This is a genomic window from Nocardia sp. NPDC059228 (assembly GCF_042754245.1).
In the GTDB taxonomy this organism is placed as follows: domain Bacteria; phylum Actinomycetota; class Actinomycetes; order Mycobacteriales; family Mycobacteriaceae; genus Nocardia.
On record NZ_JBHZAL010000006.1, the window covers coordinates 130,910 to 144,574 of the forward strand.

The 13,665-nt window shown below is 66.5% G+C and carries 11 protein-coding genes and 1 pseudogene; 5 read left to right on the forward strand and 7 right to left on the reverse strand.

The window, feature by feature from the left end; genetic code table 11:
• Nucleotides 1–3: 3 nt before the first annotated feature.
• Together ACFXKA_RS12795 and ACFXKA_RS12800 are read right to left on the reverse strand one after the other, a co-directional pair.
• Complete coding sequence (locus ACFXKA_RS12795; protein ID WP_379427308.1) at nt 4–1,467, reverse strand: aldehyde dehydrogenase family protein; 1,464 nt, start codon at nt 1,465–1,467, stop codon at nt 4–6.
• Nucleotides 1,468–1,509: 42 nt separating this feature from the next.
• The gene (locus ACFXKA_RS12800; protein WP_354833722.1) at nt 1,510–2,421 is read right to left on the reverse strand and encodes a dihydrodipicolinate synthase family protein; all 912 of its coding nucleotides are present in this window, start codon (nt 2,419–2,421) and stop codon (nt 1,510–1,512) included.
• A gap of 171 nt (nt 2,422–2,592) precedes the next feature.
• On the opposite strand from ACFXKA_RS12800, the gene ACFXKA_RS12805 reads away from it, so the two are divergent.
• Both ACFXKA_RS12805 and ACFXKA_RS12810 read left to right on the forward strand, forming a co-directional pair.
• Nucleotides 2,593–4,008 (forward strand): MFS transporter, encoded by a 1,416-nt coding sequence (locus tag ACFXKA_RS12805; protein ID WP_379427310.1) that lies wholly within the window; start codon nt 2,593–2,595, stop codon nt 4,006–4,008.
• A 51-nt stretch (nt 4,009–4,059) separates the two neighbouring features.
• Nucleotides 4,060–4,722 (forward strand): GntR family transcriptional regulator, encoded by a 663-nt coding sequence (locus ACFXKA_RS12810; RefSeq protein ID WP_354833726.1) that lies wholly within the window; start codon nt 4,060–4,062, stop codon nt 4,720–4,722.
• A 30-nt stretch (nt 4,723–4,752) separates the two neighbouring features.
• On the opposite strand, the gene rox is transcribed toward ACFXKA_RS12810, so the two are convergent.
• A complete protein-coding gene (gene rox / locus ACFXKA_RS12815) occupies nt 4,753–6,180 on the reverse strand; it encodes a rifampin monooxygenase (protein WP_379427311.1) in 1,428 nt (475 codons plus the stop codon).
• A 144-nt stretch (nt 6,181–6,324) separates the two neighbouring features.
• A complete protein-coding gene (locus tag ACFXKA_RS12820; RefSeq protein WP_379427313.1) occupies nt 6,325–6,516 on the reverse strand; it encodes an alpha/beta fold hydrolase in 192 nt (63 codons plus the stop codon).
• 27 nt (nt 6,517–6,543) lie between these two features.
• Between ACFXKA_RS12820 and ACFXKA_RS12825 the strand changes: the two are divergent.
• A pseudogene (locus tag ACFXKA_RS12825) lies at nt 6,544–6,810 on the forward strand (cupin domain-containing protein); the annotation flags it as partial.
• A 319-nt stretch (nt 6,811–7,129) separates the two neighbouring features.
• On the forward strand, nt 7,130–9,526 hold the full coding sequence (locus tag ACFXKA_RS12830; protein ID WP_379427314.1) for an ATP-binding protein: 2,397 nt from the start codon (nt 7,130–7,132) through the stop codon (nt 9,524–9,526).
• 967 nt (nt 9,527–10,493) lie between these two features.
• Here ACFXKA_RS12830 and ACFXKA_RS12835 read toward each other — a convergent pair.
• Nucleotides 10,494–10,820 (reverse strand): transcriptional regulator, encoded by a 327-nt coding sequence (locus ACFXKA_RS12835; protein ID WP_379427315.1) that lies wholly within the window; start codon nt 10,818–10,820, stop codon nt 10,494–10,496.
• Nucleotides 10,817–11,263 (reverse strand): hypothetical protein, encoded by a 447-nt coding sequence (locus tag ACFXKA_RS12840; RefSeq protein ID WP_379427316.1) that lies wholly within the window; start codon nt 11,261–11,263, stop codon nt 10,817–10,819. The genes ACFXKA_RS12835 and ACFXKA_RS12840 overlap by 4 nt, the downstream gene beginning before the upstream one ends.
• Here ACFXKA_RS12840 and ACFXKA_RS12845 point away from each other — a divergent pair.
• Entirely contained in the window at nt 11,251–11,565 is a 315-nt protein-coding gene (locus ACFXKA_RS12845) for a TipAS antibiotic-recognition domain-containing protein (protein WP_379427317.1), read from the forward strand. The genes ACFXKA_RS12840 and ACFXKA_RS12845 overlap by 13 nt on opposite strands.
• A 705-nt stretch (nt 11,566–12,270) precedes the next feature.
• Here ACFXKA_RS12845 and ACFXKA_RS12850 read toward each other — a convergent pair.
• Nucleotides 12,271–13,245: a hypothetical protein gene (locus tag ACFXKA_RS12850; protein ID WP_379427318.1), complete on the reverse strand. Its 975-nt coding sequence runs from the start codon at nt 13,243–13,245 to the stop codon at nt 12,271–12,273.
• Between the last annotated feature and the right edge of the window lie 420 nt (nt 13,246–13,665).

The window sequence follows — 13,665 nt, forward strand, 5'->3', positions numbered from 1 at the left end:
ATGTCATTGCGCCCGTGCCCCGTTCACCGATCGAGGCACACCCAGCGGATTGTCGTCGCGCAATTCCGGCGGCAACAGCTCCGGCGGCACGGACTGGAACACCACCGGACGCAGGAACCGGGCGATCGAGGCGGTGCCCACCGAGGTCGACGCGGGCGCGGTGGTCGCCGGGTACGGACCGCCGTGCTGCTGCGCGTAGGTCACCGACAAACCGGTGGGCCAGCTGTTCCACAACACCCGGCCCGCCGCGCCCGCCGCCTCGGTGAGCAGGGCGTGAGCGGTACCGTCGGTCGGGTCGCCGAAGACCGAGACCGTCAGCTGCCCGCTCACGGCACGGGCCAGCTCGAGCAGTTCGGCGGTCTCCCGATAGGTCACCACCAGTGCTGCGGGGCCGAACATCTCGTGTGTCAGCGTTTCCGGATCTGCGAGCACGTCCTGGGCGGTGGTGGTCAGCAGCAGGGTGCGCCCCGCCGCGCCGCCGCTCAGGATCCGCACCCGCGGGTGCGCGCGCAATTGCTCGACGGCCCCGACGAATCCGGCCTCGATCGCGGCATTGAGCATGTCACCGGTCGGCTCGGGTGCCGACCGGGCCAGTTCGGCGAGCAGCGGCGACCCGTCCGGGACCGCGATGATCCCCGGCTTGGTGCACAGCTGCCCGGCACTGGCCGACAGCGTGCCGAGCAACCCGGCGGCGATCTCAGCGGCCCGTGATCTCGCGGCCGCGGAGGTGACGAAAACCGGGTTGACGGAACCCAATTCACCGTAGAAGGGAATCGGCACCGGTCGCGCGGCGGCGATGTCGAACAGTGCGCGCCCGCCCCGGGTGGAGCCGGTGAACGCGGCCGCGGTGATGGCGGGATGGGTCAGCACCCGCACGCCCGCGCCGACACCGAACACCAGGCCGAAAGTTCCGCTCGGAGCCTGGTTTTCGGTCAGCGCCTCGGCGACGATCGCGCCGACCGCCCGGGACAGCAATGGATGGCCGGGGTTGGCCTTGACGATGACCGGGCACCCGGCGGCCAGCGCGGCGGCCGTATCGCCACCGGCGACGGAGAAGGCGAAGGGGAAATTGCTCGCCGCGAAATTGACGACCGGGCCGAGCGGAATGTTCATCCGGCGCAGATCCGGGCGCGGCGCGCCCATCGGCCACTCGGCGTCGGCGGTGTCGATGCGCACGTCGAGATAGCCGCCGTCGCGGACGGTCTCGGCGAACAGGCGCAGCTGAAACGTGGTGCGCCGCAGCTCGCCGGTCAGCCGTGCCTCGGTCAACCGGGTTTCATTCCGCGCCATGGCGATCAGCTCTGCGGCGCGAGCGTCGAGCCGGTCGGCGAGGTCGGTCAGCGCCCGAGCGCGACCGGCCGCACCCAGCGCCGCCCATGCCGGGGCGGCCCCGGCCGCGGCGGCGACCGTGGCGTCGACCTCGGCCGCCGTGGTGTCGGCGATCGATCCGGCTGTGGTGTCGATCATCGTGTTGTCCTCGTTTCCCGTATTCGCCTGCTCGCCTGTGGATTACCGGTAACCCTTGGCCAGCACCGCCGTGGTGTCGGCGGTGATCTGGGCGGTCAGCCCGGGGGCGAGCGGGATCCGCGGCGGCCGGCACGCGCCGCCGGGTCGCCCGGCCAGGTCCATCGACAGCTTGATGGCGTGGACGAATTCGGTTTTGGAGTCCCAGCGCAGCAGGGGATGCAGTTCCCGGTACAGCGGCAGGGCCTTGTCCAGGTCGCGGTTGACCGCCGCGTTGTACAGCTCCACGGTCACCTGCGGAATGGCGTTGGGGTAGCCCGCCACCCAGCCGACCGCGCCCGCGATGCCCAGTTCCAGCACCACGTCGTCGGAACCGATGAGCACGTCGAGTTCCGGTGCGAGTTCCTTGATTTCGTAGAATCGCCGGACATCGCCGGTGAACTCCTTGACGCCGACGATCAGCCCCTCGGCGTGCAGTTCGGCCAGCAGGTCCGGGGTGAGGTCGATGCGGGTGTCGATCGGATTGTTGTAGGCGACGATCGGCAGACCGACCGCGGCCACCGTCCGATAGTGATCGAGGACGACCTCGCGATTGCCCCGATAGATGTTGGGCGGCAACAGCATGACGCACTGGGCGCCGGCCTCGGCGGCCTGCTCGGCCCATTTACGCGCTTGCAGCGCGCCGTAGGCGGCGATGCCGGGCATGACGGTGAAGCCTGGCGGCGCGGCCTCGATGGCGGTGGTCACCACCCGGGCGCGTTCGGTGTCATCGAGGGTCTGGTACTCCCCGAGCGAGCCGTTGGGGCTCACGCCGTGGCAGCCGTTGGCCGCCAGCCACCGTACGTGCTCGGCGTAGGCGTCGTAGTCGACCGAGAGATCCTCGGTGAACGGCAGGGTGGTCGCGACGATCACCCCGTGCCAGGGCTTGTTCGCCGGCGACGTGGTGGTTTCGGACATGTGAGCCTCCATCGGGTGAGAGTCCGGGGAGAGCGCCCCGGCCGCCTGTCACCATGTGACGTGTGACATTGCACTGACGGTAAGTGATGGAGTCATGCCCGGTCAACCACTTGCGTGATCCGGGTCACCACCCTATGGTGCAATGTCACACATCACAGATGAGGGTGGCGCATGACTGCAGTTGACGACTCCGCGACAGCACGGCAATCCGATCCGAGCCCGACAACCCCGCCGACCGGACTGCGCCGGATCGTGGCCGCGGCCATGGTCGGCGCGGTCGCCGAGTGGTACGAATTCTTCCTCTACGGCACGGCATCCGCGCTGGTCTTCGGGGAGGTGTTCTTCCGCTCCAACGGCAATGCCGTCGACGGGATCATCGCCGCCTTCGCGCTCTACGCCGTCGGGTTCCTGGCCCGGCCCTTCGGTGGAATCCTGTTCGGGCACTTCGGAGATCGCGTCGGACGCAAGGCGCTGTTGCAGCTGAGCCTGGTCGTGGTGGGCATCACCACGTTCCTGATGGGCTGCCTGCCCACCTTCGCCACGGTCGGCTACTGGGCCCCGGTGCTGCTGGTGACGCTGCGGCTGATCCAGGGCTTCGCGTTCGGCGGCGAATGGGGCGGGGCGGTGCTATTGGTCAGCGAGCACAGCCCCGACCACCGGCGTGGGTTCTGGGCGAGCTGGCCGCAGTCGGGCGTGCCGCTGGGCAATGTCCTGGCGACCGTGGTCATGCTGGTGCTGTCGGCGAATCTGTCCGACGCGCAGTTTCTTTCGTGGGGCTGGCGGATCGGCTTCTGGCTGTCGGCCGTCGTCGTGCTGATCGGCTACTGGGTGCGCTCCAGCGTCGACGACGCACCGATCTTCCGCGAGGCGCAGCGGCGGTTGGACGCCGACCGGCGCCACGCGCTCGGCATCGTCGAAGTACTGCGCCATCACTGGCGACAGGTGCTGATCGGCATCGGCGCGCGCTTCGCCGAGAACATCCTCTACTACCTGGTGGTGACCTTCTCGATCACCTATCTCAAACTCGCCGTGCACGTGGACACCGCGCCGATCCTGGCGCTCATGCTGGTGGCGCACCTGTTGCACTTCTTCATGATTCCGGCGGCGGGCCTGCTGTCGGATGTGATCGGGCGGCGGCCGGTCTATCTCACCGGGGCCGTGCTCACCGCCGGCTGGGGCTTCCTGGCCTTCCCGATGATGGACACCGGGAACTACGCCGTCATCATCATGGCCATCACCCTCGGTCTGGCCGTCGAATCCCTCACCTACGCACCGTATTCCGCGCTCATGACCGAGATGTTCCCGACGCATGTGCGATATACGGCCCTGTCGTTCTGCTATCAGGTCGCGCCGATTCTGGCCGGATCGCTGGCCCCGCTGATCGCCATCAGTCTGTTCGACCGCTTCCACAGCTCGGTGCCGATCTCGCTGTATCTGATTGTGGCCGCGGCGATCTCGGTGCTGGCGGTCGGGCTGGCCAAGGAGACCGCGGGCAAGTCGCTGCGGACGGTCGATGCCGAGGCCGCATGCGCCGATTCCGGGCCGGCTGTCGAGGGGGCGACGGCTATGCCACGTGACATGGCATAGAATGTCGTGAACCGATCGAATCCATCGATCACGGGCAGGGGAGCCGACCACGTGAGTATCGACCAGTTCACCCAGGTGGAGAAGGTCAGCCTGCGCGAGAAGGTCTCGCGGGCACTGCGCGCGGCCATCATCGCCGGTGAAATGGAGCCCGGCGTGGTGTATTCCGCACCCACGCTCGGCGCGCGGTTCGGAGTGTCGGCCACCCCGGTCCGTGAGGCGATGCAGGATCTGGCCCGGGAGAACCTCATCTCGATTGTGCCCAACAAGGGATTCCGGGTCACCGAGGTGGCCGAGAAGGACCTCGACGACATCACCCGCATCCGGCTGCTGCTGGAACCGCCGGTGGTCCGCGAGGTCACCCCGCTGATTCCCGAATCGGATATACCGCACCTGCGCGCCCTCGCTGAGAAGATCGTCGAAGGTGCCGAAAGCGGAGACCTGGTCGAATACACGGCGGCCGACCAGATCTTCCATCTGACCCTGCTCGGCTACGCCGACAACCCGCGGCTCAACGCCCTGGTCTCCGACCTGCGCGACCACACCCGCCTGTTCGGCCTCGCCTCGCTGGCCCAGAAAGGCGAACTGGTCGACGTCGCCCGCGAGCATCTCACCATCGTCGACCTCCTCGAATCTCGCGATCAGGACGCCGTCGAACACTTCCTGCGCGACCACATCCAGCAGGCCCGCGGCCGCTGGGCGAAGCCCCAGGAGTAGCCGGCCTGGCTTTCGGCTGCTCGGTCGAAATCAGTTGGCGGGCTTGCCGAACCAGCGGGCGAGGTGGTCGTTCAGGTCCTGCTGGTTCTCGCCGATCCAGGCGACGTGGCCGTCGGGGCGGAGCAGGATGGCCGGAACATCCAGTGCCGCAGTGGGATCCGCGATGAGGTCGACTCGGTCCGGCCAGCCCTCGACGGTCAGGCGTTCGGTGCGGTCGAGTACCAGGCCGCGGCCCCGATGTAGTCGGTCGTAGAGGCGGCCCTGTTTCAGGTCGATATCGCGCAGCCGGCGGCCGAGCAGGTCGGGGCCCTCGCCGAAGTCGTAGCGGATGTGGATCGCGGTGATCTTCTCGGTCAGATGACGGTTCACCTCGCCGAAGTCCATCAGTTCGGTGAGCAGCCTGCGCACGGCCTGCGGGCCCGGTTCGGTGGACAGCAGTTCCATCTGGGCGCGGGTGTTGTCCAGTACGTCTTCGGCGACCGGATGACGTTCGGTCTGGTAGGTGTCCAGCAGTGCTTCCGGCGCCCAGCCGCGGATCTCTGCGGCCAGTTTCCAGCCGAGGTTGAACGCGTCCTGAACGCCCAGATTGAGGCCCTGACCGCCGGTGGGCGGATGGATGTGCGCCGCATCGCCGGCCAGCAGCACCCGCCCGACCCGATAGCGCTCGGCCAGCCGGGTGGCATCCCCGAAGCGGGACAACCAGCGCGGGGAGTGCACGCCGAAATCGGTTCCGGCGATGTCACGCAACCCTTGTTTGAAATCCTCGAGGGTGGGTGGTTCCGCGCGATCCTCGCTGACTCCCTTGGTCGGGACGACGACGCGATAAACCCCTTCGCCGAAGGGCCCGAGGCTGAATACCTTATTGGTCTCGCGGATCTCGGCGACCGTGGCGGCGATTTCCTCTTGCGGCACACCCACTTCCATCTCGCCCATCAGCGTCTCGGTCCGTGCGGGCTCGCCGGGGAAGCCGACGCCGAGCAGTTTGCGCACCGTGCTGCGCGCGCCGTCACAGCCGACGAGATAACGCGAGCGCAGCCGCTCCCCGCCGGCCAGCTCGACGGTCACACCCTCGTCGTCCTGCTCGAAACCGGCCACCGCACAACCGCTCCGGACCTGCGCACCCAGTGCGATCGCATGTTCTTCGAGTAGATGATTGACGACCGGCTGCGGGATGCCCAGCAGATAGGCGTGCGCGGAATCCAGTCCCTCGGGAGCGGGTTTGGGGATGGCGGCGAAGATACCGCCGACCGAGCGCGGTCTGCCACGTTCGAGAATGCGATCCAGCAGTCCGCGCATCGCCATCAGCTCGATACTGCGAATATGCAGACCGACCAGGCGCACGAACGATACGGGCTCGAGTTCCTTCTCCAGCACGAGTACCCGCACATCGTGCAGTCGCAGTTCGGCGGCCAGCATCGCACCGGTCGGCCCGCACCCGGCAATGATCACATCGAACATGAACCACCCATTCGCCCGGTTTTCTCCCGCCCAGTCGCCGCGGATTCAGCATTCCCGCAGGTCCTGGCATCGGCCGCCAATTGTGCGGCACCCCCGGATCTTGCCGCAAGGGAGATATGCCGAAAGGGGAGCGGGGTGGGGTTGTCAGGAGAGGAAGCGCCGTAGTTCCGCCGCGACGAACTGGGGGTTCTCCTCGACGAGCCAGTGCCCTGCGTGGGGCACGTCGACCGCGCGCACGATGTTGGTCATGCGCGGTGCGACGGTCGCTCGGATCGCGTCGAGTTGGCCCTGAGCGGTCATGAGGAGGGCCGGGACGGGAATTGGTGTTGCCGCCACGGTGTCGCGGACGTCTTCGTCCAGGGCTTGGTCATCCCCGCCCGGCCCGAACCGCTCGACCCGACACCGCAGACGCACGACGGCTTCGAATGGCTGTACGTGCTCAACGGTCGCCTCCGGCTGGTGGTCGGCGAACGCGACCTGACACTGCCGCCCGGCGAAGCCGCGGAGTTCGACACCTCGCTGCCGCACTGGCTGGGCAGCGCCGACGGCGGAACGGTCGAACTGCTCATCCTGTTCGGCCTCCAGGGAATGCGCGCGCATGTGCGTCCCGACCAGCACGAGAACCGTTGACCGCCAACGGATCTTCTCGGGTCAAGAGCAGACGTTCAGGGCCGTTGTGCGGAACACGGCCATGCCGGCGTCGGTGGCCACCGCGCCGTCTGCCGGTCGTGGTCGCGATGTACCGCGGCGTGGTGCGGACTCGGATATCGACGCCATGGGATTGCGTCCCGGTGTTCGCGGTCGGCGCGGAGGCACCCGTGGATAGCCGTGCGGCAACCGTCGAATAGCTGGATGTCCGCTCGTCACGGGCGATAGGCTGGGCACCGTCGAAAGGTGAGTTGATCATGTCCGGTGCTCACAGCGATACCGCGAGGATTGCGCGCGGCTGATGATCGACGACGCCGCGAACCGTACCCGCCGTGACGTGAGCATGTCGGTAGCGGAGGAGTTGCCTGCGGTTGGAGCCTCGCCGCGAACCATAGGACGCAGCGGCAACGTGCTGCCCGAGTTGACCAGCTTCGTCAACAGGCGCGCCGAGCTGACCGAGCTCAAGCACCTGCTGACCGTGTCGAGGCTGGTGACGCTGGCCGGGATGGGCGGCGTGGGCAAGACGCGGCTGGCGCTGCAGGCGGCCGCGGCTGTTCAATGCGATTTCGCCGATGGGGTGTGGGCGATCGATCTGGCCGACGTGCGTGATCCGTCGCTGGTGGCTCCCATCACCGCTGCCACGCTGGGCGTGCGGGTCGATTCGGCCCGGCCGGTCCACGACACCCTGGTCGAGTTTCTGCGATCCCGTGAAATCCTGCTCCTCGTCGATAATTGCGAGCAGGTTGCCGAGTCGATGGCAAGCCTGGCCCAGACGTTGTTGTCGGAGTGTCGGGGACTGCGGATCCTGGTCACCAGCCGCGAGCCGCTGGATATCGGCGGAGAAGCGGTGCGGCGGCTGTCGCCGCTGAGCGTTCCTGCCGCCGGCCGCGAGCCGACGCTGCGAGAGCTGCGCAAATACGATGCGGTGATGCTGTTCGGCGATCGCGCCGCGGCGGTCGTGCCCGGATTCGCGCTGACCGAGGAGAACAAGGCCGCGGTGGTCGGGATCTGTTCGCGGCTGGACGGGTTGCCACTGGCGATCGAACTCGCGGCGGCTCGGATGCGCACCATGTCGCCGGACCAGATTCTGCAGCGGCTCACCGACCGGTTCGCGCTGCTCACCCGGGGCCACCGCACCGCGCCGACACGGCAGCAGACCCTGCGGTGGTGCATCGACTGGAGCTATCAACTGTGCACCCCGGCCGAGCAGCGGCTGTGGGCCCGGTTGTCGGTGTTCGCCGGTGGTTTCGAACTCGACGCCGTCGAGGCGGTGTGTGGTGCCGATACCGAGACGGCAGAGCTGCTCGATGTGCTGTCCTGGCTGGTGGACAAATCGGTTGTGATCAGGGAAGAACCCGTGGGTGCGGTCCGCTTCCGGATGCTCGACACCGTACGGGCCTACGGGCAGGACAAGCTGCGGGAGGCCGGCGCGGACGAGGATCTGCGGCGCCGGCACCGGGACTGGTACCGCCAGCTGGTGCTCGATGCCGAGGCCAACCTGATCAGCGACCGGCAACTCGACTGGATGGCCCGGCTCGACCGCGAGCAGGGGAACATCCGTGCGGTGCTCGAATTCTGCATGTCCGACCAGACCGAGCAGTCAGCCGAAGCGGGGCTGCGCATCACCGCCGCCTCGTTCGTGTTCTGGAGTTTCCGTGGCTTGTTCGGTGAAGGCCGCCGCTGGCTCGATCGCGCCCTGGCCCATCCTTGCGCAGATTCGACAACCGACCAGGTCCGGGCGCTGCACGCCAGCGTCTTCATGGCCACGCGGCAATGGGACCTCCAGACGGCAACCACCCTGCTCGAGCAGGGGCGCGTGCTCGCCGAGCGCGATCCCACGCCCATGAATCAGGCGCTGATCGCCTCTGCAGAGGGTGATCTGGCTCTCTATCGCAATGAGCCCGCGCGCGCGGTGTCGTATATCGATCGAGCCATCGAGGTGCTGAGTTCCGACCCGCGAGGATGTCTGCACATTACCGCCCTGCTGTTGCTCGGTGTGGCGTACGCGCAGCAGGGCGACTCCGCACGGGCGGCCGAGTGCCATCAGCGGATCCTGTCCATCACCGAGGCGTGCGGCGAGTCGTTGTTCCGGTCGACCGCGCTGGGGATGACCGGGATCGCGGCGTGGCAGCAGGGTGAGAACTCCCGCGCACAGGATTTGCTGCGGGAATCGCTGCGGCTCAACCAGTGCATGCGCAGCCTTCTCGTCGCGGCGCTCGATCTCGAAGTACTGGCGTGGCTCGCGGCCGGCACCGACGACCAGCGATCCGCCGCGCTGATGGGCGCTGCGGCAAACATGATGCAGACCGCCCCCGGCGCGGCGATCTACTTCCCGCAGATGGTCGAGGCCCACCTCGACTGCGAGCGTGCCGTGCGCCGCGCGCTCGGTGAAGCGCGCTTCGATGCCGCGTGGCGACGCGGCCATGCCATGAGAATCAACGCTGTTGTCGCCTACGCGCTGAACGAAGAACAACCGGCTGCCACCCCGCCGGCCGGCGGGACGACATTGACCAAACGTGAACGCCAAGTGGCGGACCTGGTCGCCGAAGGACTCACCAACAAGCAGATAGCATCCCGGCTGGTGATCTCCCAGCGCACCGCGGATGCGCACGTCGAGCACATCCTGACCAAACTCGGGTTCACCTCTCGCGCCCAGATCGCGGCGTGGTCCGTGGACGCGGCCCGGCACGAGGGCTGATCGCGTCCCACTGCTGAGGCGCGCTTGGTCCAACAGATCATCAAAACGCGCCGCAGTCGACATTCCCGTGCACTGCCCAGGCCGCGCGCTACCGAGATGATCTCTGCCCCTTGGTCTTCGAGATCATCGCGTGGCCGATTAGCCCCGCGCGCCACGCGGCAAGAGCGGACGTTCCGCATCCCGCTCACGCGGGGCCACGTTGGTTCCGCAATATCGATCACCGTCGTGCGACGAACAGTGCTCACTCGCGGGTAAGCCACCGAAATCGGTGTATGGCGGCCGTGTTCGGGCCGACACAGAATGATACTCGAGGTGCGCGGGGGCGGATGGCAACAATCGCTTGTCTCAGCACGAGATTCCGTCGTAGAGGAACGACCCATGTTCAGGAAATCCGGTATCAAGACCGATCCATCGGTCGAACTGACTGCCGCCCAGATGCGCTCAGCGCTCGCAGCAGCCCGCCGAGCCGCGCGCGAATCCCGCCGATCGCTGCGAACAGCAGGCGGCCAATACCGGCGCTACCGAAGGAACGCGGGTGCAGCCTACCTGGATTGGCCTCGCTGGCACGCGGAGTACCTGCGCGAGTACCGCCGGGGATCGGATTGGGTCAGGCCCGACAACCCCGGCGGTATGGGAAACGCGGGCTCCCTCAGCGGAGCGCTGTAGCTCTGGTCTTGGTGTGTCATGAATCTCAGCGCATCCATCATTCGCGACCGATCGTGTTCAGAACGGGCGCATGGCATTCGGCAGTAGCGGAGGTTCAGCCGACCTCGGATCGGCGCGGCCAGTTGATCTTCCGATGCCCGCGCTGGCCGGTTCGGTCAGCGCGGCATGCGGCAGAATAGTGCGTTCGACAGATCAGGCTTCGGATCGCCGCGGGCCTGGATGTGTCCCTGACTATTCGGCGGAAGACCACTGGCGCGACATCCCGCCATCAGCCCACAGCTGCACTTCTTTCCCAGCGCGATCAGGATCTACCAGACGGTGAGTCCGGCTCGCCCGCCGCCTTCCGTGCCTGTTGTGCGAGTGCGGTGAGGGCGTTCAAGTGTTCGTGGTAGGCCGTGCGGCCGCGGTCGGTCAATGCGAGCCATGTCTTGGGCCGCCGCCCGACATATCCCTTCGTGATCGTGATATATCCGGCGCCCTCGAGGACGGTCATCGCCTTCGACAACGTGGACTTGTTCATCTCGCACAGGTCGGTGATCATGCCGAACTCGGCCTCGCGGCATCCGTCCAGAAACGCAACCACTTTCAGGCGCGGCAGCGAACCCAGCAGCTCGCTCAGCTCCGTCACGACGCGGCCCGTGGTTGGGTCAGCTGGAACCACATCCATGCGCCCATGATCACAGCGGACGCGATAGTCATCCATCCGGGCATGGCACCGAGCAGGGTGACGCCGACAAATGGCGGAAGCCAGCCCAAAGCCACTCGCTTCCATCGCTGCACCGGTTGCTCGGCCAGAGACCGGGGAACGACACCACCGTTGCGCCATTCTCGAAGCACCCACGCCACGAAGGCACCGAATGCAACCGTCACAGCGATTCCGGCAACCCCGCGAACGGTGATCGCGCGATCGATGGGCATGGCGACCGCGTCGCCGATCAGGAAGAACGAGCCGAAACACAGCAGCGCCCCCACCGTTGGCACCCAGCGGGGCCGGGCTGGCGCGCTGCGCGCTCGACGAGTGGTGGCCGAGGCGATGTCGAGTGCGTCCTGTGGTGTCAATGCGTCGCTCACGATCGCAGAATAATCAACTAGTTTCCATTCGCCAACTAGTGTCTCGACTTTTCTCGGTACAGGTATCCGGCACCAGCGCGGCCACGAAACCGACTGTGGCCGTGCAATCCGAGATCGATGCTGCGTACCAACTCGTCAGTGCCACTTGGAACCCGGACGCGCAGATGTTCAAGCAACTTGCCCAGACCTACCTCGACGACCCCACCGCCACCGCCAGTTTCGATCAGGTCGCTCCGGGACGGGGACGGGCCGCCTACTACCGCGACGCGATGGTGGTCTTCGCTGATACCAGGCTCACGTAACCGACAGCCGCCCACACCATCCGGATTGCCCTGCGCTGGTCGGTTCGGTCAGTCAGCGCGGTATGCGGCAGATGCGGACGTTCAGATGCGGGACCTAGTGGCTCGGCCGGGGACGTTGGAGTGGGAATGCGGGCTCGATACCCCCGCGTGTCCGGATTGGGACCCCGGTGTCTGTGAGGTCTACTGAAGGGCGAGTGTTCGTGCGGGTGTCGTGAATTGGTGAAAGCTGTTGACGAAGTCCTTCAAAGCGTGGTGATCTTCGTCAGTGGGCGGGCGATGACCGCGTTCGGCGGTAACTACGACGAGGTCACCGGCTCGTATCTGTAGGACGTCCCAGCACACCGGCAGCACCAGAGCGTGGACCGTACGTCCATGGCAGCTGATCGTGAGATAGGAGCTGTATCGGCTGGCGACGGCTGCGAGGTCCTCGGCGATGTCCTCGGTGAGCGCTCCGAACGCCCGGAACTCCTCAAAGTGCATGTCGCTTCCCCCGTGCCTTCCTGCTCGTGTAACTCCCTCTCCAGCCTATGCACCGGGTAGGTACTCAACGCACCAAACTCGGCATTACCGTGCACCGCCGAAGGCCGAGCGGCGTTCAGCCCGTTCATCTTTCGGGGGTGCCGGGTTGGCCGGTTCGGTCAGCGCGCCATGCGGCATGTGCGGACTCCAGATCAGCGACGGCTATCAAACTCCCTTGCCGGCGCGTTAGTTGCTACGAGATACCGTGCCCTGAATCCGAGACGTGTTCATTCGGCCGTAATCCGCATAGTGATAGGTCGCCGAAACCACCTGGCTACTCCCGGCCTCACACTTCGGAGCGCGCAGCTGAGTAAACGCGAACCCGTTGCCTGTATCAGGCTGATACAGCAGCACTTCGGTTCCCGGCGGACCCGACCGGAATGGCAGCTCGTCTCGGAACGAGATCGCGGTCGGCGGGGTGGTTTCGACCCTGGCTGTGCTGTTGCGCAGTGTGACCACGAGGCGGAAAACGTTGTCGGGCGCATCCTTCGGCGGATATGACTGTGTCGCGCCGCCGGTGTAGACGGTCGCCTGCCCCTCATCGGTCCAGTCCGACAAGTTCCTGCCGCAATGGGGATCGGTGACGAGCCCGGCCAGGACACCGGACGGGGTTCCGCTGCCCTCGATCAGCGGCGGAATCGTAACCACCGCACCGACGATAATGGCAACCACCAGCACTGCTCCGCCTCGCATCGAGGCGGAGCGCGTCCGACCGGATCGGTTGCTGTACAAGTGCAAGAAGGCTGCCACAAACGCAGCGGCAAGTGCGAAGCACGCCGCGACGACGCTGGTGTCGAGGTGTCCGGGTAACTCCGGCTTGTAGTCGGACAAGTACAGCTCGGTTCCCACCCACTGGGCGAACAAACTGGCAACTATCCCACCCACGATGGTGCCGCCAGGCGCGAACCGGTATGGCATCAGCCCGAAAAGGGCAGTGACGGCCAACAGCGGGCTGATCACAAGCAGGAACGGCCAATAGACCGTCAGGTTGGCCGCGAAATGGCCGCCCGCTTCGAGCTCGAACCGTGGATCCGCTCCCGACTCCGAGTACAGTCCGAACGCGATCGCCGCCCACGCCACAGCCAGCGCGCCGACGGCAACGAACTGCACTATGTACGCGAGGCGGTTCAAGCGATTCCACGGTGTATCACGAGCAAACACGTGGTCACTGTACCGACCAGTTGTGTCCGATCCGGTTGCCAAGCGTGGAGAAATCGTGTGGGTCCGGTAGAGACTCCGAAGTCGCGGCCGCGAGCGCAGCAGGATCGGCGGCCTTCAGGGCCGACCGCCTCGTCAATGGTGTTCGCCTCATGTCATGGGCGGCACAGCGAATGCAGGTTGTTCGAGTCGTAGCGCTCGCGCCCGTGCCCCTAGCTCATCGAACATCCTCAACTCGGCAATGGCGGACGTTCTGCACCGCAACAGGTTCCGGGTGCCGGGCGCCTCGCGCTGGCCGGTTCTGTCGACGCGAAATGTGCCAATGTAGGACGTTGGGTGGCGAGTGGTCGGCCGCCGGGCGACTGATTCCCTTGCGCTGATGAACGCACCATTCGGCGGTCCGCCGCCTTACTGTCGGTGCTG

Bases quoted from the DNA above. Each gene is read 5' to 3' on its own strand.
- ACFXKA_RS12795 (WP_379427308.1), bottom strand. From the start codon at position 1,467: ATGATCGACACCACAGCCGGATCGATCGCCGACACCACGGCGGCCGAG.
- ACFXKA_RS12800 (WP_354833722.1), bottom strand. From the start codon at position 2,421: ATGTCCGAAACCACCACGTCGCCGGCGAACAAGCCCTGGCACGGGGTG.
- ACFXKA_RS12805 (WP_379427310.1), top strand. From the start codon at position 2,593: ATGACTGCAGTTGACGACTCCGCGACAGCACGGCAATCCGATCCGAGC.
- rox (WP_379427311.1), bottom strand. From the start codon at position 6,180: ATGTTCGATGTGATCATTGCCGGGTGCGGGCCGACCGGTGCGATGCTG.
- ACFXKA_RS12830 (WP_379427314.1), top strand. From the start codon at position 7,130: ATGATCGACGACGCCGCGAACCGTACCCGCCGTGACGTGAGCATGTCG.
- ACFXKA_RS12845 (WP_379427317.1), top strand. From the start codon at position 11,251: ATGCGTCGCTCACGATCGCAGAATAATCAACTAGTTTCCATTCGCCAA.